Source organism: Hydrogenophaga sp. (genome assembly GCF_030373245.1).
Lineage (GTDB): Bacteria > Pseudomonadota > Gammaproteobacteria > Burkholderiales > Burkholderiaceae_C > Hydrogenophaga.
This window is the reverse complement of the sequence record NZ_JAUCZF010000003.1, coordinates 165,995-189,303: the sequence shown is the minus strand read 5'-3', so window position 1 is coordinate 189,303 and position 23,309 is coordinate 165,995. Positions and strand designations below refer to the sequence as shown.

20 protein-coding genes, 1 other RNA gene and 1 riboswitch are annotated in these 23,309 nt (G+C 65.9%); of the genes, 11 read left to right on the top strand and 10 right to left on the bottom strand.

Annotated features, from left to right (window positions below; all coding sequences use genetic code 11):
• Window positions 1-7 precede the first annotated feature (7 nt).
• From QUV25_RS08950 to dnaG, 3 genes are all read right to left on the bottom strand, one after another.
• Window positions 8-1,801: an acyl-CoA synthetase gene (locus QUV25_RS08950; RefSeq protein WP_300863276.1), complete on the bottom strand. Its 1,794-nt coding sequence runs from the start codon at window positions 1,799-1,801 to the stop codon at window positions 8-10.
• A gap of 337 nt (window positions 1,802-2,138) precedes the next feature.
• A complete protein-coding gene (gene rpoD / locus QUV25_RS08945; RefSeq protein WP_300863274.1) occupies window positions 2,139-4,544 on the bottom strand; it encodes an RNA polymerase sigma factor RpoD in 2,406 nt (801 codons plus the stop codon).
• A gap of 295 nt (window positions 4,545-4,839) precedes the next feature.
• Entirely contained in the window at window positions 4,840-6,729 is a 1,890-nt protein-coding gene (dnaG, locus tag QUV25_RS08940) for a DNA primase (RefSeq protein ID WP_300863272.1), read from the bottom strand.
• A 56-nt stretch (window positions 6,730-6,785) separates the two neighbouring features.
• On the opposite strand from dnaG, the gene QUV25_RS08935 reads away from it, so the two are divergent.
• A complete protein-coding gene (locus QUV25_RS08935; protein WP_300863270.1) occupies window positions 6,786-8,432 on the top strand; it encodes an acyl-CoA synthetase in 1,647 nt (548 codons plus the stop codon).
• A gap of 6 nt (window positions 8,433-8,438) precedes the next feature.
• On the opposite strand, the gene QUV25_RS08930 is transcribed toward QUV25_RS08935, so the two are convergent.
• A complete protein-coding gene (locus QUV25_RS08930) occupies window positions 8,439-10,226 on the bottom strand; it encodes a gamma-glutamyltransferase family protein (protein WP_300863573.1) in 1,788 nt (595 codons plus the stop codon).
• A 234-nt stretch (window positions 10,227-10,460) separates the two neighbouring features.
• On the bottom strand, window positions 10,461-10,943 hold the full coding sequence (locus QUV25_RS08925; protein ID WP_300863572.1) for an SWIB/MDM2 domain-containing protein: 483 nt from the start codon (window positions 10,941-10,943) through the stop codon (window positions 10,461-10,463).
• A 280-nt stretch (window positions 10,944-11,223) separates the two neighbouring features.
• On the opposite strand from QUV25_RS08925, the gene rraA reads away from it, so the two are divergent.
• A complete protein-coding gene (gene rraA, locus QUV25_RS08920) occupies window positions 11,224-11,721 on the top strand; it encodes a ribonuclease E activity regulator RraA (protein ID WP_300863269.1) in 498 nt (165 codons plus the stop codon).
• A gap of 7 nt (window positions 11,722-11,728) precedes the next feature.
• On the opposite strand, the gene QUV25_RS08915 is transcribed toward rraA, so the two are convergent.
• The 4 genes from QUV25_RS08915 to QUV25_RS08900 all read right to left on the bottom strand — a co-directional run bounded on the left by QUV25_RS08915 (window position 11,729) and on the right by QUV25_RS08900 (window position 13,690).
• Window positions 11,729-12,544 (bottom strand): sulfite exporter TauE/SafE family protein, encoded by an 816-nt coding sequence (locus QUV25_RS08915; RefSeq protein WP_300863268.1) that lies wholly within the window; start codon window positions 12,542-12,544, stop codon window positions 11,729-11,731.
• Between the two features lie 288 nt (window positions 12,545-12,832).
• Window positions 12,833-13,012, bottom strand: a non-coding RNA gene (gene ssrS, locus QUV25_RS08910) — 6S RNA.
• 73 nt (window positions 13,013-13,085) lie between these two features.
• Complete coding sequence (locus QUV25_RS08905) at window positions 13,086-13,463, bottom strand: cell division protein ZapA (RefSeq protein ID WP_300863266.1); 378 nt, start codon at window positions 13,461-13,463, stop codon at window positions 13,086-13,088.
• Complete coding sequence (locus QUV25_RS08900; protein ID WP_300863265.1) at window positions 13,460-13,690, bottom strand: DUF904 domain-containing protein; 231 nt, start codon at window positions 13,688-13,690, stop codon at window positions 13,460-13,462. Before QUV25_RS08900 ends, QUV25_RS08905 begins: the two co-directional genes overlap by 4 nt.
• 50 nt (window positions 13,691-13,740) lie before the next feature.
• Window positions 13,741-13,985, top strand: a riboswitch (cobalamin riboswitch).
• 76 nt (window positions 13,986-14,061) lie between these two features.
• Here QUV25_RS08900 and QUV25_RS08895 point away from each other — a divergent pair.
• From QUV25_RS08895 to QUV25_RS08855, 9 genes are read left to right on the top strand one after another with little or no spacing between them, the layout of a single operon-like run.
• On the top strand, window positions 14,062-15,951 hold the full coding sequence (locus QUV25_RS08895) for a TonB-dependent siderophore receptor (protein ID WP_300863264.1): 1,890 nt from the start codon (window positions 14,062-14,064) through the stop codon (window positions 15,949-15,951).
• A 28-nt stretch (window positions 15,952-15,979) separates the two neighbouring features.
• Window positions 15,980-16,792, top strand: coding sequence for an ABC transporter substrate-binding protein (locus tag QUV25_RS08890; protein WP_300863263.1), 813 nt, complete (start codon window positions 15,980-15,982; stop codon window positions 16,790-16,792).
• Window positions 16,785-17,354, top strand: a complete 570-nt coding sequence (locus tag QUV25_RS08885) for a bifunctional adenosylcobinamide kinase/adenosylcobinamide-phosphate guanylyltransferase (RefSeq protein WP_300863262.1) — start codon at window positions 16,785-16,787, stop codon at window positions 17,352-17,354. Before QUV25_RS08890 ends, QUV25_RS08885 begins: the two co-directional genes overlap by 8 nt.
• Complete coding sequence (locus tag QUV25_RS08880) at window positions 17,351-18,223, top strand: ABC transporter substrate-binding protein (RefSeq protein WP_300863260.1); 873 nt, start codon at window positions 17,351-17,353, stop codon at window positions 18,221-18,223. Before QUV25_RS08885 ends, QUV25_RS08880 begins: the two co-directional genes overlap by 4 nt.
• A 10-nt stretch (window positions 18,224-18,233) precedes the next feature.
• The gene (locus tag QUV25_RS08875; protein WP_300863258.1) at window positions 18,234-19,268 is read left to right on the top strand and encodes an iron ABC transporter permease; all 1,035 of its coding nucleotides are present in this window, start codon (window positions 18,234-18,236) and stop codon (window positions 19,266-19,268) included.
• The gene (locus tag QUV25_RS08870) at window positions 19,265-20,056 is read left to right on the top strand and encodes an ABC transporter ATP-binding protein (protein ID WP_300863257.1); all 792 of its coding nucleotides are present in this window, start codon (window positions 19,265-19,267) and stop codon (window positions 20,054-20,056) included. The genes QUV25_RS08875 and QUV25_RS08870 overlap by 4 nt, the downstream gene beginning before the upstream one ends.
• 26 nt (window positions 20,057-20,082) lie before the next feature.
• Complete coding sequence (gene cobT, locus QUV25_RS08865; RefSeq protein WP_300863570.1) at window positions 20,083-21,144, top strand: nicotinate-nucleotide--dimethylbenzimidazole phosphoribosyltransferase; 1,062 nt, start codon at window positions 20,083-20,085, stop codon at window positions 21,142-21,144.
• A 4-nt stretch (window positions 21,145-21,148) separates the two neighbouring features.
• Complete coding sequence (locus QUV25_RS08860; protein WP_300863255.1) at window positions 21,149-22,000, top strand: adenosylcobinamide-GDP ribazoletransferase; 852 nt, start codon at window positions 21,149-21,151, stop codon at window positions 21,998-22,000.
• The gene (locus QUV25_RS08855) at window positions 21,997-22,551 is read left to right on the top strand and encodes a histidine phosphatase family protein (protein WP_300863254.1); all 555 of its coding nucleotides are present in this window, start codon (window positions 21,997-21,999) and stop codon (window positions 22,549-22,551) included. Before QUV25_RS08860 ends, QUV25_RS08855 begins: the two co-directional genes overlap by 4 nt.
• A gap of 9 nt (window positions 22,552-22,560) precedes the next feature.
• Here the strand turns inward: QUV25_RS08855 and nth are convergent, their stop codons facing one another.
• On the bottom strand, window positions 22,561-23,196 hold the full coding sequence (gene nth, locus QUV25_RS08850) for an endonuclease III (RefSeq protein ID WP_300863253.1): 636 nt from the start codon (window positions 23,194-23,196) through the stop codon (window positions 22,561-22,563).
• Window positions 23,197-23,309: the final 113 nt, after the last annotated feature.

Below are 23,309 nucleotides of genomic sequence, written 5' to 3'. Positions count from 1 at the left end.
GCTGCGCTCAACGCTCCGCGGCCTTTGGCGCCGCTGCCATCTTCCGCAAATCCGGCTTGTAGATCTTGCCCACGTTGGTCAGGGGCATGGTGTCCAGGATCGTCACGCGCTTCGGTCTTGCCGGGGGTTCGTCCACCCGCTCGCTCACGAAGGTCAGCAGTTCTTCTTCCGTGGCGACGGCGCCGGGGATGAGGGTGGCGAAGACCACGGGCAGCTCGCCGGCGTAGGCGTCGGGCGCGCCGACGGCGGCGCAGAGTTGCACCGCGGGGTGGGCGGCCAGGGCGTCTTCGATCACCTTGGGATCGATGTTGTGGCCACTGCGGATGATGAGGTCTTTGCTTCGGCCGCTCAGGTGCAGGCGCTCCTGGTCGTCGATGTGGCCGAGATCGCCGGTGGCCAGCCAGCCATCTGGCGTGAAGGCGTGCTGGTTGTCGGCTTCGTCCAGAAAGCCGGAGAACAGATTGGGGCTTTTGAACAGCACCATGCCGGCCTCGCCAGGTGCGCATTCGCGGTCGCTGGCACCGCCTTGCTCGTCCAGCGCCACGATGCGCCATTTCGTGTAGGGCAGGCGGATGCCGACGCAGCCGGGCGGGGAGGTCATGCCCGGTGGGGTGATGGTGGAGATGCCGGCCATCTCGGTCATGCCCAGGCTTTCGTGCACCTGGATGCCGATCAGCTGCTTGAGCCGGGCGGCGAGTTCGCCGGGCATGGGCGCGGCACCGGTGCGGCCGTAGCGCAGGCTGGAGAGGTCGGCATCGCCCACCGCTACGTTGGCCAGCGCGGCGAGCACGGTCGGCACACCGGTGAGCACGGTGGCCTTGTGCGCTTCCACCAGCTTCCAGTAGTTGGCGATCACGGCCTTGTTGCGAAACAGCGCGGGCGTGGGGATGACGGTTTCGGCGCCGGCGCTCAGCGAGGTGAGTGATCCCGGCAGCACGCCGGCCACATGAAACAGCGGGTAACCGTTGATGGCCACGTCGTCCACGCGAACGCCTTGCAGCTGCACGCAGGCCCAGGCGGTGAACACCTGCGCGCCGTGGCTGTGGCGCGCGAGCTTGGGCGCGCCGGTGGTGCCACCGGTGTGGAAGTAGGCAGCGATGTCGGTGGGCGCGATCTGGCGGCCGCTGACGAGGCGATCGTCTGGCTCGGCAGCGATGAGGGCGTGGAAATCCAGGCAGCCGGCCGGTAGGGTCGGTGGCGCGGTTTCGCCGTGCGGCGTCACGCGCAGCACGGTGCGCAGCGTGGGCACCAGACCTCGCACGCGCTGCGCCTTGGCCCAGAGCCCGGTGTCGCTCTCGGAGGCTTCGTCGCCCCAGGCGATGAGCACCCGGGCTTGCGCTGCGTTCATCAGCGAGGCGAGTTTTTCGTCGCTCAGCAGCGGGTTGAGCGGCTGCACGATGCCAGCGGCAGCCCCGCCCCACAGGGCCAGGTGGTATTCCAGACAACCCGGCAACAGCATCGCCACCGCGTCGCCGGGCTGCAGACCCAGGCGGTGCAAGGCATTGGCGGTCTGGTGAACGCGCGCCAGCAGGTCCGCATACGACCAGCGCACTGCCGGCGCACCCGGCTCGGCGGTGGGCAGGAAGGTGAGGGCGGTCTTGTCGCCGAAGGCATGCGCACTGTTGCGGATCAGCTCGTAGGTGCTGCGCGGGCGGATGGCTTCGGCCAGGGGTGTGGCTTCCAGCGCGCGCACATCCTCAGGCGTTCGCACCGGACGGACCGGCGCGAACGGGGCATGCCACGCGGGCGCTCCAGTGGGGCAGCCGTCAGCGGACGGCGGGGATGGGTGAGGTGTGGACATGGGCGTTCCGAAAGGAAGGCCCATTGTGGTCGGCGTCTCTTCGCCGCGCAGTCACCTCGGAACGCTCAGGCGCGGGGCTGGCGCGCGCCCGGCGTGGCGCAGAGCCGGGGCTGGCTTGAGAAGCGGTAGCGCAGGCGGGTCAGGAAAGCAAACACGGTGTACATGAACGGAACGGCCGGGGATCGGCTTCAACAACAGAGGCTCCTAGATTAAGGGTTAACCCTAGTATTTCAAGCGGTGTGCCCGAAATGCCCATGCTGTCTGTGCATGAGGCGATGTACCCAAAAAGCAGAAAGGAGCCCGAAGGCTCCTTTCTTTTCTGCGGGCAAGACCGGGTTCAGATCGAGTCGATGAAGCTGCGCAGCTTGTCGGAGCGGCTGGGGTGCTTGAGCTTGCGCACCGCCTTGCTCTCGATCTGGCGGATGCGTTCGCGCGTCACGTCAAACTGCTTGCCCACCTCTTCCAGCGTGTGGTCGGTGGACATCTCGATACCGAAACGCATGCGCAGCACCTTGGCTTCGCGCGGCGTGAGGCTGTCGAGGATGTCTTTGACCACTTCGCGCAGGCCGGCCTGCATCGCGGCCTCGATCGGCGCGGTGTTGGCCTGGTCTTCGATGAAATCGCCCAGGTGCGAATCGTCGTCGTCGCCGATCGGCGTTTCCATGGAAATCGGCTCTTTCGCGATCTTCATGATCTTGCGGATCTTGTCCTCGGGCATCTCCATCTTCTCGGCCAGGATGGACGCATCGGGTTCAAAGCCGTGCTCCTGCAGGTGCTGGCGGCTGATGCGGTTCATCTTGTTGATGGTCTCGATCATGTGCACCGGGATACGAATGGTGCGCGCCTGGTCGGCGATCGATCGGGTGATAGCCTGGCGGATCCACCAGGTGGCGTAGGTCGAAAACTTGTAGCCGCGGCGGTACTCGAACTTGTCCACCGCCTTCATCAGGCCGATGTTGCCCTCCTGGATCAGGTCCAGGAACTGCAGGCCGCGGTTGGTGTACTTCTTCGCAATCGAGATCACCAGGCGCAGGTTGGCCTCGATCATTTCCTTCTTGGCATCGCGCGAGGTGGACTCGCCCGAGTTCATCCGCTTGTGGATGTCTTTCAGGTGTGCCAGCGGCACGACCACGCTGCTCTGGATGTTCATCAGGCCTTGCTGCAGCTCTTGCACCGGCGGGATGTTGCGCTCCATCACCACGCTCCAGGACTTGCCCGCTGCCGCCTGCTTCTCCACCCACTTGAGGTTGAGCAGGTTGGCCGGGAAATCGGCGATGAACTTTTCCTGCGGCATGCCGCACTTGTCCACGATGATGCGGCGCAGCTCGCGCTCCTTCTTGCGCACCTCGTCGACCTGCGCGCGCATGGTGCCGCAGAGTTTTTCGATGGTCTTGGCGGTGAAGCGGATCGACATCAGCGTTTCGGTGATGGCTTTCTGCGTCTTCACGTAGGTGGGCGTTCCGTAGCCTTCCTTGTCGTAGGTCTTGTGCAGCTTCTCGAACTGGTTGCGCATGGTGTCGAAACGCTCCAGCGCTTCGCGCTTGAGTTCTTCGAGCTTGCGCGTGAGTGCCTTGGAGCCACCCTTGCCGTCGTCGTCGTCTTCCTCGTCGTACTCGTCGAAGTCTTCTTCGGCCACGTAGTCGTCGGCCTCGTCGGCGTCGGCGAAGCCATCGACCACGGTGGAAATCACGACCTTGCCTTCCCGGATCTCTTCGGCGAGCGCGAGCACCTCGGCGATGGTGGCCGGGCTTTCGCTGATGGCTGCCATCATGTCGTTCAGGCCACCTTCGATGCGCTTGGCGATCTCGATCTCGCCCTCACGCGTGAGCAGCTCGACCGTGCCCATCTCGCGCATGTACATGCGCACCGGGTCGGTGGTGCGGCCGAATTCGCTGTCCACCGTGGACAGTGCGGCTTCGGCTTCCTCTTCCGCTTCTTCTTCGGTGGCGGCCGAAGGACCGGTGTTGTTCAGCAGCAGGGTTTCGGCATCGGGCGTCTGCTCGTAGACGGCCACGCCCATGTCGTTGAGCAAAGACACCACCACTTCCAGCGTCTCGGCCTCGACCAGCTTGTCGGGCAGGTGGTCGTTGATTTCGCCGTGGGTCAGGTAGCCGCGCGTCTTGCCCAGCTTGATCAGTGCCTTGAGGTGGTCGCGGCGGTTTTTGGTTTCTTCTTCGGACAGGACAGAGTCGTCCAGACCAAATTCCTTCATCAGCGCGCGCTCTTTGGCCTTGCTGATTTTCATGCGCAGCGGCTTGACCTTTTCCACCACCTCGGTGGTGTCGGTGCTGGCTTCTTCCGGCTCGCCCTCGAGATCAGATTCAATGTCGGACAGATCGGTATCGTCCATGTCGCGACCGGACTTGGCGGACGCGCTGCTCGCCTTGGGCTTGCGGCCGCGCTTGGCCGGGGTCTTGGCGGCGGCGCCATCAGCGGCCTTGGCTGGTCGGCCTGCGGCCTTTTTGACGGGTGCGGCGATGGTCAGCGCGAGCAGACCGGCCTCGGCATCGGCAGCGACTTTGCGGGAGGAGGCCGCGGCCTTGGTGTCGGTAGCGGCTTTGGCGGGGGCTTTGGCCGCAGGCTTGGCCGCGGCTTTGGGAACGGGGGGGGCAGACTTCAAAACAGGAGCTTTCTTCGGTGGCGCAACCTTGGGTTGCACTTTGGGAGCGGCCGCCTTGGGCGTGGCTTTCTGTGCGGGTTTTGTGCGGGAAACGGCAGGCGTACTGGACTTCTTCGCAGGCATGGGCACCTCAAAAAAAACGTCAGAAATGGAACCGGCAGATCACACAAACATCGCCAGACAACCCCATTCAGGCGGGCAGTCCCGGTGACTTTGTTGGGCACCCCACCTGCCTTTCGCCGGAAAGGGCAGGTCTGCAAGCTGGGTGGGCGAACATTTGGTGTGCAGCCCTTGCGGGGTTCCGTCAGGACCGCTGTGGTCGCTGAGGTGGCCAGGAAAAGAATCCGTGTCGCCCCTGTGCTGGGGTCAGGCCGTGTCCGGAGGTGCTGCTGTCGCGCTTGCGGTGCAAAACCTTGGATTATACCGGTTGGCCCGCTTTCAGGGCTTTGATGCGCCCGTTGATGTCTTGCAGTCTCCGCAGTGCCGCCGGGTCGTGGGCTCCTTGCTCGCTCAGGGCCTGGCTCTGGCGCTGAAGGTTGTCGATGCGCAACTGGTTGATCACGCCCGCCAGCTCGCTGAGCTCGGCGTCGCTGTCGGTATCGGCCGCGCCGAGCAGCACGGCTTCGACCTGGGTGCAGATGAAGGTCTCGCTTTCATGTCCCCGAAGCGCCTCGCGCAGCGCTGCCCAGGACTGCGGTCCGTGTTCGTTCAGCTGGGACTCCAGCCAGGCAAAGGCGCCCGCATGGGCTTCGCTGAGCTGCGAGAGCATGGCATGGTCATCAGCTGACAGGCTGTCCCATGCCCGCGCATTGACCATCAACAGGCCCATGGCGCGGTCGGCCCGACTCGCCACACCGCGGCGCGTCCCGCCGCTGCGGTTGCTGCGCCGTGTCGCGCCTGCATGCGTGCCATAAGCACTGCGCTGGCCGCCCGGCCGGCTTTCTCCGTCAGGCGCCCGCGAGCGCGAGGTTTCGGCTGAGCGCCCGCGCCCGGCAGGCTGCTGCCAGAGCTGCAGCAGATCCTGGCTGTCCAGCGCAACGCCCTCCGCCAACTCTCCGATCAGCTGGCGCTTGAGGGCGCCGTCGGGCAGGGCGGTCCAGAGCGGACGCGCCTGGCTGGCCATGCGGGCTCGGCCCTCGGCGGTGGCCAGGTCGCAGTCGGCGGCGGCCGAGTCGATCAGGAAGCGCGACAGCGGCACCGCTTCCTTGACAGCCTGTGCAAAGGCCTCGCTGCCGTTCGCGCGGATGAAACTGTCGGGGTCGTGCTCGGCGGGCAGAAACAGGAACTTCACGCTGCGCGTGTCGGTGGCCAGCGGCAGGGCGGCGTCCAGCGCCTTGCGGGCCGCGCGTCGGCCCGCGCCGTCGCCGTCGAAGCTGAACACCACCGAGTCGGTGAAGCGGAAGAGTTTTTGCACGTGCTCGGGCGTGCAGGCCGTGCCCAGCGTGGCCACGCAGTTGGCAAAGCCGAGCTGGGCCAGGGCGACCACGTCCATGTAGCCCTCGGTGACCAGCGCGTAGCCGGCCACGCGGATGGCGGTGCGGGCCTCGAACAGGCCGTAGAGCTCACGGCCCTTGCTGAACACGGGCGTTTCGGGCGAGTTGAGGTATTTGGGTTCGCCCTGATCAAGCACGCGCCCGCCAAAGCCGATGCACTCGCCCTTGACGTTGCGGATGGGGAACATGATGCGGTCGCGGAAGCGGTCGTATCGCTTGCTCTCGCCGTCGGCGCCCTTTTCGTCTGCGTGTTCGATCACCAGGCCGGACTCGACCAGCAAGGGATCGCTGTAGTCGGGGAACACGCCAGCGAGTGCGCGCCAGCCTTCAGGCGCATAGCCCAGGCCAAAGGTCTTGGCGACTTCGCCCGACAGGCCACGGCCTTTGAGGTAGCTGACCGCGCGCGGGGTGACCTTGAGCTGCTGGATGTAGGCGTGGGCCGCTTTGTCGAGCACGCTGTTGAGCGTGACCTGTCTCTGGCGTTGCTGCGCGGCACGCTCTCGGTCTTGTGGTGAAGCCTCGTCCTCCGGAATCTGCATGCCGGTCTGCTGGGCGAGGTCTTTCACCGCCTCGATGAAGCTCATGCCGGCGTGTTCCATGAGGAAGCCGATGGCGTTGCCGTTGGCCCCGCAGCCGAAGCAGTGATAGAACTGCTTGGTCGGGCTGACGCTGAACGAGGGTGACTTCTCGCCATGGAACGGACACAGGCCCATCAGGTTGGCGCCGCCCTTCTTGAGCTGCACGTAGCGCCCGACCACATCGACCACGTCCACGCGGTTGAGCAGTTCCTGGATGAAGGTCTGGGGGATGGCCACAGGGGTATTCTCGCGCAAGGGCTCCAAGACCCGTTCACACCAGGAGACAAACTGCCATGACCAGCATCTTCGACCAAGACCTCCCGCGCAACGAAGCCAACTTCGCGGCATTCTCTCCGCTGTCATTCATCGAACGCACCGCCGAGGTCTACCCCCATCGGTTGGCCGTGGTGCATGGCGAGCTGCGCCAGACCTGGGGTGAGACTTACGCCCGCTGCCGGCGGCTGGCCAGCGCATTGCATCGCGTTGGCATCGGCAAGAACGACACCGTGGCCGTGATGCTGCCCAACACGCCACCCATGGTGGAGGCGCACTTTGGTGTGCCGATGGCCGGCGCGGTGCTCAACGCGCTCAATACGCGGCTGGATCCGGAGGCGGTTGCCTTCATGCTCGACCATGGCGAGGCCAGGGCGGTGATCGTGGATCCCGAGTTCTCCGCCACGCTGCAAAAGGCCCTGAGCCTGCGCAAGGCGAGCACACCGCTGCTGGTGATCGACGTGGAGGACGCGCTGTACACCGGCGCTGGACAGCGCGTGGGAAGCAGCACCTACGAGGCTTTCCTGGCCACCGGTGACGCGGCGTTTGCCTGGAGCCTGCCCGCCGAAGAGTGGGATGCGATTGCGCTGAACTACACCAGTGGCACCACAGGCAACCCCAAGGGTGTGGTCTACCACCACCGGGGTGCAGCGATGAACGCGATCTCCAACGTGATGGAGTGGGACATGCCCAAGCACGCGGTCTACCTCTGGACGCTGCCCATGTTTCACTGCAACGGCTGGTGCTTTCCGTGGACCGTGGCGGCGCGCGCCGGGGTGAACGTGTGCCTGCGCCGGGTGGAGGCGCAAGCGATCTTTGATGCCATGCGCAACCATGGCGTGACCCACTACTGCGGCGCGCCCATCGTCCACGGCATGCTGGTCAACGCACCGGCCGCCCTGAAGGTGGGCCTGCCCGACGGTGTGAAAGCCATGGTGGCGGGGGCTGCGCCACCGGCCTCCATGATCGAAGGCATGGAGCAGATGGGTTTTGACCTGACCCATGTGTACGGCCTGACCGAGGTCTACGGTCCGGCCACGGTCTGCGCCAAGCACGAGGCCTGGGACGAGCTCGACATTGGAGAGCGCGCGCGACTCAACGCGCGCCAGGGCGTGCGCTACCACCTGGAACGAGACGTGCGCGTGCTTGATCCGGAGACGATGTTGCCTGTGCCGCAGGACGGCGAAACCATGGGCGAGATCATGTTCAAGGGCAACATCGCGATGAAGGGTTATCTCAAGAACCCCAAGGCGACGCAGGAAGCCTTTGCTGGCGGCTGGTTCCACAGCGGTGACCTGGCGGTGCAGTACCCCGATGGCTATTTCAAGATCAAGGACCGCAGCAAGGACATCATCATCTCGGGTGGCGAAAACATCTCCAGCATCGAGGTGGAAGACGTGCTCTACCGCCACCCGGCGGTGCTGGCCGCGGCCGTGGTGGCCAAGCCTGATGCGAAGTGGGGCGAGACGCCCTGCGCGTTTGTGGAGTTGAAGGCGGGTGCACAGGTGTCGCCTGAAGACATCGTGGCGCACTGCAAGCAGCACCTGGCTGGCTTCAAGGTGCCGCGCGCAGTGGTGTTTGGCGAACTGCCCAAGACCAGCACCGGCAAGATCCAGAAGTTTGAACTGCGCAAGGTGGCTGGGTCTGCGCAGGCCATTGCGGTCTGAGTCCGATCAGTCGCCTGCCACGATGCCTTCGCGACGGGGGTCGGCGCCACCGAGCCACACCGGTCGGCTGTCGAGGTTGCTGCGTTGAAGGGCCTGCAGGCCGCTGGTGAGGGCCACTTCGTTGACCGTGTGACCGAGCGCTTGCAGTGCCTGCACCGTGGCGGCTGAAAAGCGCTTTTCTTCCAGGAACAGCGGGCCACCGGTGGTGGCGAGGTTGGGCAAGTCGATGGCGGCTTGCGGGCTCAGGCCCCACTGCTGCGTGCCGAGCAAGGTCTTGGCTGTGAAATGGATGATGAACGCGCCGCCCGGGCTGCCCGCGCTCATGAGGAGCTTGCCGCTGACGTGGTCGAACACCAGCGTGGGTGACATGGAAGAGCGTGGACGTTTGCCAGGCTCGACCCGGTTGGCCACCGGTTTGCCTTGCGCATCAGTGGGCGCGAAGCTGAAATCGGTCAATTCGTTGTTGAGCAGGAAGCCGCCAGCGCGGCCTTGGTTGGTGTTGACCATCAGCCGGGCGCCAAAGCCTGACTCGATGGTGGTTGTCATGGCCAGCGTGTTGCCGAATGCGTCGGCGATGCTGATGTGGCTGGTGCCGTACTCGGGCTGCTCCGGCATGGGTGCCCACGCACTCACCGCTCCCCCCGGCTGACCGGCGGGCGCTTGCGGCATGCGCGTGGGGGTGATGAGCAGAGCCCGCTGGTCGAGGTAGGCCGGATCGAGCAGGCTGGTCCAGCGGCCGGCGGGCGCCGGCACGAAGTCGGGATCGGCCACGTACAAGGCGCGATCGGCGAAGGCCAGGCGGGACGCTTCGGTGTACGCGTGCAGCCACTCGGGTTTCTGCTGGCCACTGGTCGGTGGCGATTCGCTTTGTGGCGTGCGCGCAAGCAGCCCCAGGATTTGGCCGATGGCGATCGCTCCCGAGCTGGGCGGCGGGAAACCACACAGGCGCAGGTCGCGCTGGTTTGCCCGCCACACATGGCAAAGCGGGTCTCTTTCGCGCGGCTGGTAGCGCTTGAGATCGTCCAGCGTCATCATGCCGGGGTTGCTCGGATGCAGCCGAACCTTGTCGACCATCGCCTGAGCCACCGGTCCCTGGCTCAGTGCGGAGGGGCCTTGCGCGGCGATTTGCCGCAGCACGGCGGCGAGCTCCGGATTCTTCAGCACATGACCGACAGCATGCGGCTGGCCGTCGGCTCGGTAGAAGTAGGCAGCGGCGACCGGATCGGCCTTGAGCGTGGTGTCGGCAGCGAGCAAGGTGTGGAGCCGCGGACTCACTGCAAAGCCTTGCTCTGAAAGGTCAATCGCTGGCGCCAGCAGTTGCGCCCAGGGCAACTTGCCGTGTTGGCGATGGGCCAGGGCCAGCATGGCGACCGTGCCAGGTACACCCACCGATCGACCACCGACCAAGGCCTTCAAAAAAGGCAGGGGCTTGCCGCTGTCGTCGAGGAAGAGCCGTTCCGTGGCGGCCGCAGGTGCGGTTTCACGACCGTCAAAGGCCTGCACACGGCGGCCATCGTGGTGCATCAGGAAGGCGCCGCCCCCGATGCCGCTGGACTGCGGTTCGACCAGTGTGAGCACCATCTGCACGGCGACTGCCGCATCCACTGCGCTGCCGCCGTCGCGCAACACAGCGAGACCCACCTCGGCGGCCAGCGGGTTGGCCGCCGCCACGGCGTGACGCTGAAACGTCCAGCCTGGTTTGGCGTTGATGGCCGATGCTTGTTCGGGCTGTGCCGGGGGTGCGGCTTGACCGGTCATCCGGCCATGGCCCACCGGGCCAGCACAGGAGGCCATGATGGCGCAGACCAGCAGGAGCGGTGCCAGCGAAAAGCGCGTCGGTGTGCGATGTGTCATGCCAGAGCCTCATTTCGTAACGGAACGCCCGATGGAGCCAAGACCCTCGACCATAACTCCATCGGGTCGCGTGCAGCAGGCCCTGTGGCGCGCAGAACAGGCAAAAAAAAGCCGGCGTGAGCCGGCTTTTCTGCAAGGCCAAACGCTGTCTTGCGACAGCGCGGCCGATGAAGATCACTTCAGGTGATCGTTGATCATCTTGGTCATTTCGAACATCGACGCCTGGGCCTTCTTGAAGATTTCCTTCAGCTTGGCATCGGCGTTGATCATGCGGCGGTTCACCTCGTCCTGCAGCTTGTTTTTCTTGATGTAGGCCCAGACCTGCTTGGTCACCTCGGTACGCGGCAGGGGCTTGGCGCCCACGATGGCGGCCAGGGCGGCGCTGGGGGTCATGGCCTTCATGAAGGCTGCGTTCGGGGTGCGCTTCTTGGCAGGCGCTTTTTTCGCAGCGGCTTTTTTGGCCGGAGCGGCTTTCTTCGCTGCGACCTTCTTCGCCGGAGCCGCTTTCTTGGCCGGAGCTGCCTTCTTGGCCGGAGCTGCCTTCTTCGCAGGTGCCTTCTTGGCCGGTGCCGCTTTCTTCGCGGGAGCCGCTTTTTTCGCGACAGCCTTCTTGGCCGGAGCCGCTTTTTTCGCGGGAGCTTTTTTTGCAGTTGCCATGGTTGGATTTCCTTCTAGAAGTTGAACAAACGCCGGCGACCGAACGCGCTCGATCACCGGTGATTCGGATGCTAATGGAGTTGTCAATGCATTCCAAGGGAGCACGCCGGGTTTTTCGTTGGATTTCATAGGGGAAACACGCTTCTATGGCGGGGAAAACAACACTCGGCATGTCGAGCCGCGAAAGCCCGTCGTCAGAGGGCAGAAGCAAGCTGCGTGGGCTGCGTCAAAATTGAAGCCGTTTTGCGCCTGTTCCGCCTTTTTTCGGAGACCCATTTCCATGCCCCACATCGCCACCTGCGACCTCTGCGACGCCCACAAACAAGACACCACCGGCGGCTTTCGGGTGTTGCCTCCGGTGTTCCGCGATTTTGGTGCGGTGCATCGGTTTTCAGGTCCGGTGAGCACCGTCAAATGTTTTGAAGACAACACGCTGGTGAAGGCGGCGGTGGACAGCCCTGGAGAAGGGCGTGTGCTGGTGGTTGATGGCGGCGCTTCGCTGCGCCGCGCCTTGCTGGGCGGCAACCTGGGAGCGGCTGCGTCTCGCAATGGCTGGGCGGGCGTGGTGATCGATGGTTGCGTGCGCGATCTGGCCGAGTTGGCGCTCTGCCAGACCGGCATCCGCGCGCTTGCGCCGGTGCCGCTGCCAACCGAGAAGCGTCAGGAGGGGCAGCGCGACGTGGCGGTGCAGATCCAGGGCGTGTGGGTGCGCCCGGGCGACTGGCTTTACGCCGATGAAGACGGTATCGTGGTCGCTTCTGCGCCGCTGCTCGGCTGACGCGTCCCTAGATGGAAAGTCCCTTGTAGGCCATGTAGGCCGCCAGCAGATACAGCACGCTGGCGAAGACGCGCTTGAGCGTGGGAATGGGCAGAGCGTGCGCGGCCTTCACGCCCAATGGCGCCATCAACACGCTGGCGCTGGCAATCACCGCCAAGGCTGGCAGGTAGATGTAGCCTATCGAGCCCGGCGGCAGCTCGGCCACGCCCTGGCCCGCGACCAGGTAACCCAGCGCATTGGCCAAGGCGATCGGGAACCCGAGCGCTGCGCTGGTGGCCACCGCGGTGTGGATCGCGACGTTGCACCAGGTCATGAACGGCACGCTGACAAAGCCGCCACCCGCGCCCACCAGGCCGGACAGGAAGCCGATCACCGTGCCAGCGCTCAAGGTGCCCACCGGGCCGGGCAGGGTGCGCGATGGCTTGGGCTTCTTGTTGAGCAACATCTGCGTCGCCGAGAAGCCCACGAAGCCAGCAAACACCAGGGCCAGCCAAGAGCCCTTGAGCAAGGCGAACACCCCCAGGCTGGCGATGGCCGCGCCGATCACGATGCCGGGCGCGAGCAGCTTGACGATGTCCCAGCGCACCGCACCGCGCTTGTGGTGGGCGCGCACACTGGAGAGCGACGTGAAGATGATGGTGGCCATCGAGGTGGCAATCGCCATCTTGACCGCCAGGTCGGGCGATACGCCGCGCCCACTGAGGATGATGGTGAGAAAGGGCACCATGATCATGCCCCCGCCGATGCCGAGCAGGCCTGCGAGAAAACCGGTACCCAGTCCGAGCAGGGCGAGTTCAAGAATCAACAGAGGTTCGAGCATCATGGAGTGGGGTGCCCCGGACGCGCATGAACCCACCTTGTTGGCGGTTCAGGGAAGTCCGGGGACGGAAGAAAGGGTTCAGGAAGAGAAGGGGAGCTTCCCCTACCGCAGAGAGGGAGAGCCGCGCAGCGGCGCAGGGGGTGTGAAGGCAGCGTGATTGGATTGTGATGGCGAAGGTGACGGCAGACCCAGGGCGCCCGTGGAACCGGCTCAGCCGGGCCACAGGGCGCGTCTCCCCTCCCGCAGGAGAGGGGGGAAGCCGCGCAGCGGCGCAGGGGGGTGTTCGAAATGAGGTGTCTGCAAGTGCCACCGGACCGTCATCCTGAACCGGGGGTTCAGGTGGGCGAGGGCAACCTGACTTCGGGTTCATCTGACGCGAGATGCTCACACCCGTCAGGCAATGTACCAAGCCCGTGCTCAATGAGCATTGGTTCAAGGAAATATTAAGCCCGGCATGCACTGCAGACGGTTGAAATTGTAGGCGTACTAACCGCCGTGTGCGGGCTCACTAAGCCGAAAGACCCGTCGGCGGACGGGCGGCGCCTCAGAGCAGCTGACCGTCGCTGCCCAGCGATTCGTCGAGTCGGCGAACCAGGTCGTCAATGCGGGCCTGTGCGGCTGGGTCCGGCAGGTTGCTCTGAACCGATGGTGCCTCGGCTGCAGTCAAGGCCTCTCTGGCCGACGCATGAGCCTGAAGACCCTCAGACTCCTTTTGCGACAGCTCGAACGCGAGGTTGAGCGAGGCCAGCACCGCGATGCGGTCGCGCGCCTTGACCTTGCCCGCATCGCGGATGCGGCACATGGCGGTGTCCACCCGCTCGACCGCGTCGATCAGCGCCGACTCGCCGCCGGCGGGGCAGGCCAGCAGGTAACTCTGGCCCATGATCTGGACCTCGATCTGCTTGGCAGCGGGTTTGTTCATCGGGCGTCATCCGTGGAGGAGGGCTGGACGCCTGCTGGCAGGCGGTCGAGCAGGGCATCGATTCGAGCGCGAGCCGCATTGAGTCGGGATTTGAGGGAGTCCCGCTCGGCCTGCAACCCTTGCAGCTGCTGGTGCAGCAAAGCGTTGGTGCGCTGCAGTTCCTCGTGTCGCAGCAACAAGCGCTCGACGCGCTCGGCGATCTGGTCTAGGTGCTGGGGGTCGGCCATGTTGTGAACGTTTGTGTCAGTCATTGTAGGGTTGCAGCCCGGGGCCGGGGCTTACAATCATCGGCGTTGGTGCTCGCGGTGTGGTTCACATGCCGCAGTTCAACGGGAAGCAGGAGGGAAAGTTCACACTGGACCGACCTAACCTGCGCTGCCCCCGCAACGGTAAGCAGACGAGCCGACCGAGATTCTCGGAACGCTCCGCTTTCATCCATCAGCCACTGGACGCTCAGCGTCTGGGAAGGTGATGAAGGTCGCTCTGCCAGCCCGGATACCGGCCAACGAGGTGGTGGTGCGTCCGCAGGGAAGCTCCACCGTGATGTCCATGCACCGTCGGGGAAGGCGGTGAGGGCCCTTGTCCTGTTCGTTGTTTCATGAAAACCCGCAACCTGCGCACCCCAGTGGCTGCGCTGACCCTGGCCCTTCTTCCGGCCTTCTTGCCCTTGCCCGTCCTGGCTCAGGACGCATCGACGCCCCCATTGGCCGAGACGGTGGTCACCGCTACCCGCAACCCTTTGCCGCTGAGCGCGGCCATGCACCACACCACGGTGATCAGTCGCGAGGACATCGAACGCTCGCAGGCCAGTGATCTGATCACGCTGCTGCAGCGCGAGGCCGGACTGCAGCGCACGCAGAACGGTGGCGTGGGCACTGTCTCCAGCGTGTTCCTGCGCGGAGCCCCTTCGCTGCAGACGCTGGTGCTGGTCGATGGTGTGCCGCTGAACAAGCAGGATGCCTCGGGCGCGGTGAGTCTGGAGCACCTGATGCTCGACAACATTGAGCGGGTTGAAATCGTGCGCGGCAACGTGTCGGCGATCTACGGCTCTGGTGCCATTGGAGGCGTGATCCAGATATTCACCCGCAGCGGTGCTCGCGAACCTGCTGCCCAGCTGTCGGCAGAAGTCGGCCCCCGCGCCACCCGAAAGCTCGCGGCCCAGGTATCGACCCAGGTGGGCGACACCGCCATCAGCGCTGGCGCCTCGCGCTTTCGCACCGATGGTTTCTCCTCCGTCGATCCGGCGCAGTTCGCTGGCGCGAATCCTGACGCCGATGGCTACGCCAACACCTCGCTCAATCTGTCGCTCACGCACCAGCTCGCGCCACGCCACCAGGCGGGCGTGCGGCTGAGCCGATCAGTGGGCGACACCGATTACGACAACGCCTACGGCGCCGCTACCGATTTGCAGACCTCAAGCACCCGCATCAGCCATGCCACGCTGTTTTCGGACAGCACCTGGGGCGACTGGCGCAGCCGCGTTTCGCTGAGCGAGCAGTCGGACCGCAGCCGAACCAGCGACAACGGAGCGTTTGGATCCGACGATGGCTTTCGCACCAGTGCCATGGTGTTCTCCTGGGTCAACACCATCGCTCTGGGCGACAACTGGCTGGCTACCGCAGGCGTGGAACGTCAATGGCAGCGGGTAGCCACACAAACCACGTCGGCGTTCGGTGCGCCATACGACGTCAAGCGCAATGCCAAGGCGCTGTTTGCCGGCGTCGAGGGCGCGCTGGGTCCCGGTCGTGTTCAACTCAACCTGCGGCTTGACGACGTGGGCGACCTGTCAGAAACCACCGGCTACCTGGGTTACAGCCTGCCGATCACCTCGCAGTTCAAGCTGTTGGCGAGCACGTCCACCGCTTTCAACGCGCCACCCCTGGGCTATCTGTTTGCGCCAGGCTTTGGCAACCCCAATCTCCAACCCGAGACAGCGCGCAGCCAAGAGTTGGGGCTGCAGTTTGAGCGCGGTACGCACCTGCTGCGTGCCACCTGGTTCGACACCCGCGTGACCAACCAGCTGGACTTCGACAACGCCACCTTCACCTTCGCCAACCTGGGCCGCACCAGCAACCGCGGCCTGGAAATGTCATACAAGGGCTCGCTGGGCGAGACCCTGTTGCGCGCTGGCCTGACACTGCAAGACCCGACTAACGAGATCACCGGCCTTGCGCTCACTCGCCGCGCCAAGACGCTGTGGTCGCTCGGTGCTTCGCACACGGTTGCGGGTGTGACGCTGGATGCTGACCTTCGGCACACCGGTTCGCGCCGCGATCGCTACGCCGATCCCGCCACGTTTGCTGCCGTCCAAACCAACTTGCCGTCTTTCACCGTGCTCGACCTCGCAGCTTCATATGCGCTGAGGAAAGACGTGAAATTGCGCGCCCGCATCGACAACGTGACCGACAAGAGCTACCAGACCGTGTACGGCTACAACCAGCAGCCGCGCAGCCTCTACCTGGGCCTGGACTGGCGTCCCCAGTTCTGAGTGCTCGAGCACCATCAAGAAACCCATCATGTTGCCCGGCCCACAACGCATCGTCTGTCTCACCGAGGAGACCACCGAGTGGCTGTATCGGCTGGGGCAGGAGGCGCGCATCGTCGGCATTTCCGGCTACACGGTGCGGCCGCGTCGGGCACGTGAGGAAAAGCCCAAAGTCAGCGCGTTTCTCAGCGCCAAGATCGACAAGATCCTGGCGCTGCGGCCCGACTGTGTGTTCGGCTTCTCTGACCTGCAGGCCGACATCGCGGCGGCGCTGATCCGGGCGGGCGTGCAAGTGACCGTGTTCAACCAGCGCAGCGTGCACGAAATTTTCGACATGCTGTACCAGGTGGCGGCCATGGTGGGCTGTGCCGACGAGGGCCTGGTGCAGATCGCGACCATGCGCGAGCGGCTGGTGCAGATCGACGCGGCGGCGCGCGCGCTACAAGCGTCTGGCAAGCGACGCCCGAGGGTGTATTTCGAGGAATGGGACGAGCCGCCAATCAGTGCGATCCGCTGGGTGTCGGAGCTGATCGGCATCGCGGGCGGCGATGATTGCTTTCCCGAGCTGGCGCGGGAGCCCATGGGCAAGCAGCGGATCATTGCCGACCCGCAGGAGATCGTGCGCCGCTCGCCCGACATCGTCATCGGTTCCTGGTGCGGCAAACACTTCCGGCCCGAAAAGGTGGCGGCGCGACCCAGTTGGGAGGCTGTGCCGGCGTTGGTCAACCAGCAGCTGTTTGAAATCAAGTCGGCCAACATCCTGCAGCCCGGCCCGGCCGCGCTGACCGATGGGGTGGAGCAGCTGCACGAGATTGTGAAAAACTGGATGGTCCGCCATGGATAGCCCACGCACCGAGCTCATCCTGGGCGGACAAAAAAGCGGCAAGTCGGCACGCGCCGAGCAACTGGCGAACCGATGGATGCGGGCGGGTGGCGAGCGCAGTGCGGTGCTGATCGCCACGGGATTGCCGGCCGATGCCGAAATGACCGCGCGCATCGCCCGCCACCAGCAAGACCGCGCCACCCGTGCGCCTGCGCTGCAGACGGTGGAAGAGCCCCGGTACCTGGCCGAGGCGATCCTCCGCCACAGCGCGCCACAATCCCTGCTGGTGGTGGACTGCCTCACGCTCTGGCTGACCCACCTGCTCATGCCCGCGCAAGGCGATGCGCTGGTGCCTGACGGGATCACTCAAACGGTCGATGTGCTGTGCGATGCGGTGCGACAGGCTCCAGGCCCGGTGGTGCTGGTGAGCAATGAGATCGGACTGGGCGTGATTCCCATGGGTCGCGATGTTCGGGCGTTTGTGGATGCGCTGGGCCTGCTCAACCAGCGCATCGCCGCCGGCTGTGATCGCGTGAGCCTCATGGTGGCAGGCTGTGCAATCACGGTGAAGGGTGGCGAATGAACACCCTGAAGTTCTTGCTCGGCTGCTGGTTGGTGCTGGTGAGCGGTTGGTCGCTCGCGGCAGGTACCCAGGTCACCGACGACCGCGGCGTCACCCACCGCTGGGACATGCCGCCGCAGCGCATCGTCTCGCTGCTGCCCTCGCTGACCGAAACGGTGTGTGCGCTGAACGCCTGTGATCGGCTGGTGGGTGTGGATCGGTATTCCAACTGGCCACTTGCGGTGCAAGGCCTGCCCAAGCTGGGCGGTGGCATCGATCCCAGCGTGGAAGCGGTGCTGGCGCTGCGGCCCGATGCGGTGCTGATCGCGCGTTCCTCGCGCGGGGTCGAACAGCTGCAGGCGCTGGGCCTCAAGGTGGTGGTGCTGGAGCCCACCGACCTCGCCGGGCTGCAGCGGGTGATGACGCAGGTGGGCCAGTTGCTGGGGCTGGATGCCGCGCAAACGGCGTTGCAATGGCAGGCCATGGACCAGGCCTTGTCGACGCTGGCGCAATCCTTGCCCGCGTCCAGCCGCGGCGCTCGGGTGTATTTCGAAGTCAACAACGCGCCCTACGGCGCCAGCGAAAGCTCTTTCATTGGCGAGCTGCTCACCAGGCTGGGCGCGCGCAACATCCTGCCTGCTGCCATGGGACCGTTTCCCCGCGTCAACCCGGAGTTTGTGGTGCGCGCCGATCCCGACCTGATCATGGTGGGTGACCAGACTTCGCCGGGGCTCACGCAGCGTCCAGGCTGGGCCAAGATGCGCGCGCTGCGCGAGCAGCGGCTGTGTGTGTTCAGCCCGGCAGAATCCGACGTGCTGGTGCGCCCCGGGCCCCGGATGGCCGAAGCCGCTCGCCTGATGGCCGACTGCCTGAGGCGCAAGGCGCCCTGAGTTGAGGACCATGCCCACATTCACCAGCGCCCTGGATGTCGATGCGTCGGCGCCGCCACGACCGCCTCGTCGCGCCTGGGGGCTGGGCGCGTTGCTGGTGCTGCTGTCGCTGGTGTTGGGTGCACTGAGCCTAGGGGTCGGCAGCACCGGTATGCAAGCCATCTGGCAGATGCTGGCGGACCCGGTGGCCAGCCAGATCGTGTGGGACATTCGAGCGCCGCGCAGCCTGGGTGCCTACACGGCGGGCGCCCTGCTGGGCCTGGCCGGCGCAGTCGCGCAAGGCCTGTTTCGCAACCCGCTGGCCGATCCGTTTCTGCTTGGCAGCGCATCGGGCGCCTCGCTGGGCGTGGCGCTGGCGCTGGTGGCGCTGGGCGCATCGCCGCTGGCGGCCGACTGGCTGCTGAGCCTGGGTCTGACGGGCGCGGCTTTTGTCGGCGCGGTGGCCGCTGTGTTGCTCACGCTGGCGCTGGCGCGCGGCGTGCAACACACCCTGCGCCTGCTGCTGGCGGGCGTCGTGGTCGGTGTCGTGCTGGGGGCTTTCACGTCGCTCATCACCCTGTCGTTTCCTGAGACCCTGCAAAGTCTGCAGGCCTATGTGCTGGGCACAACGGCCTTTGTTGGCTGGAGTGCCGTGACCACGATGGCGGTGGTGTGGGCGCTGTGCCTGACTGTCGCCTGGGCGCTGGCGCGGGTGCTGGACGCGCTGGTGCTGGGCGAGGCCACCGCACACAGCCTGGGCCTGCCGCTGGTGCCGTTGCGCCTGGCGCTGGTGGCGGTGATGGCGCTGGCCACTGGCGCGGCGGTCGCGCAGACCGGCCTGATCGCATTTGTGGGACTGGCCGCACCGCACCTGGTGCGCGCGGTGGTCAAGACGACGCACGCGCGGTTGGTGCTGCTTTCCAGCCTGATGGGGGGCGCGCTGCTGCTGCTGGCCGACGCGTTGGCGCGTGGCCTCATGGCACCGCAGGAGCTGCCCGTGGGTGTGTTGACGGCGGTGCTGGGCGGCGGCTATTTGCTGTGGCTGATGGGGAGGTCGCCGCGATGAGCACTGCTCAAGTACCCGCCATGGAGGCACGCGGTCTGAGCGCATCGTTGGGGCAGGGCGCGTTGCGCCACCCAGTGTTGCGCGAGCTGGACGTGCGGTTCGACGCTGGGCGCTGGACCTGCGTGGTGGGCCCCAATGGCGCCGGCAAGTCGACCCTGCTCAAGGTGCTGGCAGGCCTGCTGCCCCACCAGGGCGAAGTCTGGCTGCACGGGCGCGAGCTTTCGCGCCTCTCATCGCGCGAACGCGCCCGCTCGCTGGCGTGGCTGGGTCAGGCCACGGCCGACACCGCCGCCGACGACCTCACGGTGTACGACGTCGCGCTGCTGGGTCGGCTGCCGCACCTGGACTGGCTGGCCGAGCCCAGCGAGGCCGACCACGCGGCAGTGGTGCACGCTTTGCAACAGACCCAGGCCTGGGACTGGTGCGACCGGCCGCTGGGCGCGCTCTCCGGCGGTGAACGCCAGCGCGTGCTGCTGGCCCGCGCGCTGGCGGTCGAGGCCTCGGTGATGCTGATGGACGAACCGCTGGCCAACCTCGACCCGCCGCACCAGGCCGACTGGCTGGCGCTGGTGCGCAACCTGGTGGCCAGTGGCAAGACGGTGGTGAGCGTGCTGCACGAGCTGGGCATGGTGCTGCAGGCCGACGACGTGCTGGTGCTGGACGCCGGTCGCGTGCGCCACCTGGGCGCCTGCCACCACCCCGACACGCATCGCGCACTCGAAGCGGTGTTCGACCACCGCATCGCCGTGCGCGCCCTGGACGACCAGTGGGTGGCATTGCCCCGCTGAACCCATTGCCCTCACCGAGCTTCGCCATGCCGTTTGACCTGCCCACCGTGCCCGAGATCGAGCAGCCCGAGCTGGCCGCGCGCCTGCAAGGGCTGCTGGACAACAAGACCAAACCGGTGGGCTCGCTGGGGCGCATCGAGGTCTTGGCGCAGCACATCGGTCTGATCCTCGGCAATGAGACCCCCGAGCTGAAAGAGCCGCAACTGTTGGTGTTCGCCGCCGACCATGGACTGGCTGCGCGCGGTGTCTCGGCCTACCCAAGCGAGGTCACCTGGCAGATGGTGCAGAACTTCCTCGCTGGCGGTGCAGCGGTAAGCGTGCTCGCCCGCCAGCACGGCATGGGCCTCACGGTGGTGGACTGCGGCGTGGCGCACACCTTCGATCTCCAGCCGGGCCTGGTGATCAGCAAGATGGCGCTCGGCAGCGCCGACTCGCTTGAAGGACCCGCGATGAGCGAGGCACAAGCTCGTTTTGCGCTGGCCAGTGGTGCTGCCCTGGTGCGCGAGTTGCCGGGCAACGCCTTGCTGCTGGGCGAGATGGGCATTGGCAACACCTCGGCGGCGGCGCTGCTGCTGGCGCGCCTGTGCGGACTGGATGTGGCCGATTGCACCGGTGCAGGCACCGGGCTGGATGAGCCAGCGGTGCAGCGCAAGATCTCCGTGCTGCGCCAGGTGCTCCATCGCCATGCGGACGCGTGCGAGCCCCTGGCCGTGCTGGCGGCCATGGGTGGTTTCGAGATCGCGTCCATGGTGGGCGCGATCCTGCAGGCCGCCAGTGAGCGGCGCGTGATCGTGGTCGATGGCTTCATCGTCAGTGCCGCGGTGCTGGTGGCCAGCCGGCTGCAGCCCGCCGTGCTGCAACGCTGCGTGTTCGCGCACCGCTCGGGCGAACGCGGCCACGCGCTGATGCTGGCGCACCTGAAAGCCCAGCCTTTGCTCGACCTGGGCCTGCGCCTGGGCGAAGGATCGGGCGCGGCACTGGCTTGGCCGCTGCTGGTCTCGGCCTGCGCACTGCTGCGTGAGATGGCCAGCTTCGAGGTGGCGGGGGTGTCTCGCCAGGGTGAAACCGCGAGCCTCACCGCGCCCTGAAGTCATGACACGCGAAGGCACTGATCCCGACGCGCCGCGCCGCCGTGGGCTGCTCCAGCCCATTCGACACTACCTGCTCGCGGTTCAGTTCTTCACGCGCATCCCTGTGACGGGTCGACTCGCCGACTGGGTGGGGTTTTCGCCTGCCATGCTGCGCGTCAGCGCCGCGCACTTTCCCGGGGTCGGCTGGCTGGTGGGCGCACTCACCGCAGCGGTGTTCGGCGCGCTGTTGTGGCTGTTGCCAGCACAGGACGCGTCGCCCTGGGTCGCGGCGGCGCTCAGCACCGTGTTCGGTGTCTTGCTCACCGGGGCGTTTCACGAAGACGGTCTGGCCGACCTTGCCGATGGTCTGGGCGGTAGCTTGGACCGCGAGCGCGCGCTGGACATCATGAAAGATTCGCGCATCGGCAGCTACGGCGCCTTGGCGCTGGTGCTGGCCGTGCTGGGCAAGACCGCGCTGCTGGCCCTGATTACGCAGAGCGCCGGCCTCTGGCCTGCGGTGGCGGCACTGTTCGGGGCCCACGTCACCTCGCGTTTTTTGCCACTGTTCGTGATCCGAACACTGCCCCATGTGGGCGACACGGCTGCTTCGAAATCCAAACCGCTGGCCGAAGCCATCAGCACCGCCGGCCTGCTCGTCGGGATGCTGTGGTGGGCGCTGGCGCTGGCGCTGGTGCTGATGGTTTTTCCGGCTTCGCCTTGGGCGGCTGCTTTGCTGGGCGCGGTCCTGGGTCTGGGCTGGATGTGGCGGCTGCTGCGGCGTCGCCTGCAAGGCTTCACCGGCGACGGCTTGGGCGCTACGCAACAGGTGTGCGAGCTGATGTTTTACCTGGGCTTTGCCCTGGGCCTGTCGTGAGGCTCTGGCTGGTGCGGCATGCGCGTGTGGTGCTGTCGCCAGGTCTTTGTTATGGCGCAAGCAACGTCGCCGCCGATGCCGCGCTCACCGAAGAAGCGGCCGCCATGATGGCTGAGGTGTTGCCGCAAGGCGCAGCCTGCCGGGTGTCGGGTCTGGCGCGCGCGCAGCAGCTCATGACAGGTCTGCGGAACCAACGGCCTGACCTGGGTCCGGCTCAGATTGACCCCAGACTCAACGAAATGGATTTCGGCGCCTGGGAGCTGCAGCGCTGGGACGCCATTCCCCGCAGCGCGTTTGACGGCTGGATGGCCGACTTCGCCCACCATCGCGTGGGTGGTGGTGAGAGCACGCAGCAGGTGATTGATCGCGTGGCCTTGGCGCTGTGCGATACCCGGCACAGTGGCGCCTCGGATGCGGTCTGGGTGTGTCACGCGGGCGCGATTCGCGCGGCGCAGTTTGTGCTGCGCCACGGCCATCGGACGATTGCGCGGGTGAGCGAGTGGCCTGAGGAGGCGCCCGAGCCCGGCGGCTACCTGCAGCTCACGCTGTGACCGAGGTGGTCAGCCCAGGGTCTTGGGTTTGAAATCGCAGCAGGCCGATACCGCGCAGCGGTGGCACTGCGGTTTGCGGGCCAGGCACACGTAGCGCCCGAGCAGGATCAGCCAGTGGTGCGAGTCCACTGCGAACTCGGGTGGCACGCGCTGCATCAGCTGCTGTTCGACCGCCAGCGGCGTCTTGCCCGGCGCCAGGCCAGTGCGGTTGCTGACGCGGAAGATGTGGGTATCGACCGCCATGGTGGGCTGGCCAAAGGCCACGTTGAGCACCACATTGGCCGTTTTGCGGCCCACGCCGGGCAAGGCTTCCAGCGCTTCGCGCGTGCTCGGCACCTCGCCACCATGTTGTTCAACCAGGATGCGGCAGGTTTCCAGCAGGTGACGCGCCTTGCTGCGGTACAGGCCAATGGTCTTGATGTACGACTCCAGCCCGTCGAGTCCCAGCGCCAGGATTTTCTGCGGCGTGTTGGCGACCACAAACAAACGGCGCGTGGCCTTGTTGACCCCTACGTCGGTCGCCTGAGCCGACAGCAGCACCGCGGCCAGCAGCTCAAACACGCTGGTGTATTCCAGCTCGGTCTGGGGGTGCGGATTCGCGTTGCGCAGCGTGGTGAAGAAGGCGTGAATGGCAGCGGGTTTCATGGCTGCCAAGTCTAGGGCTTGTCGCCGCGACATCGTGGAGGGAGACGCTCAGCCAGGCCCTCGTCCCATGGCGAAACTGTTTGCGTACCGGTAAAAAACCTTGCGCTTTGCGA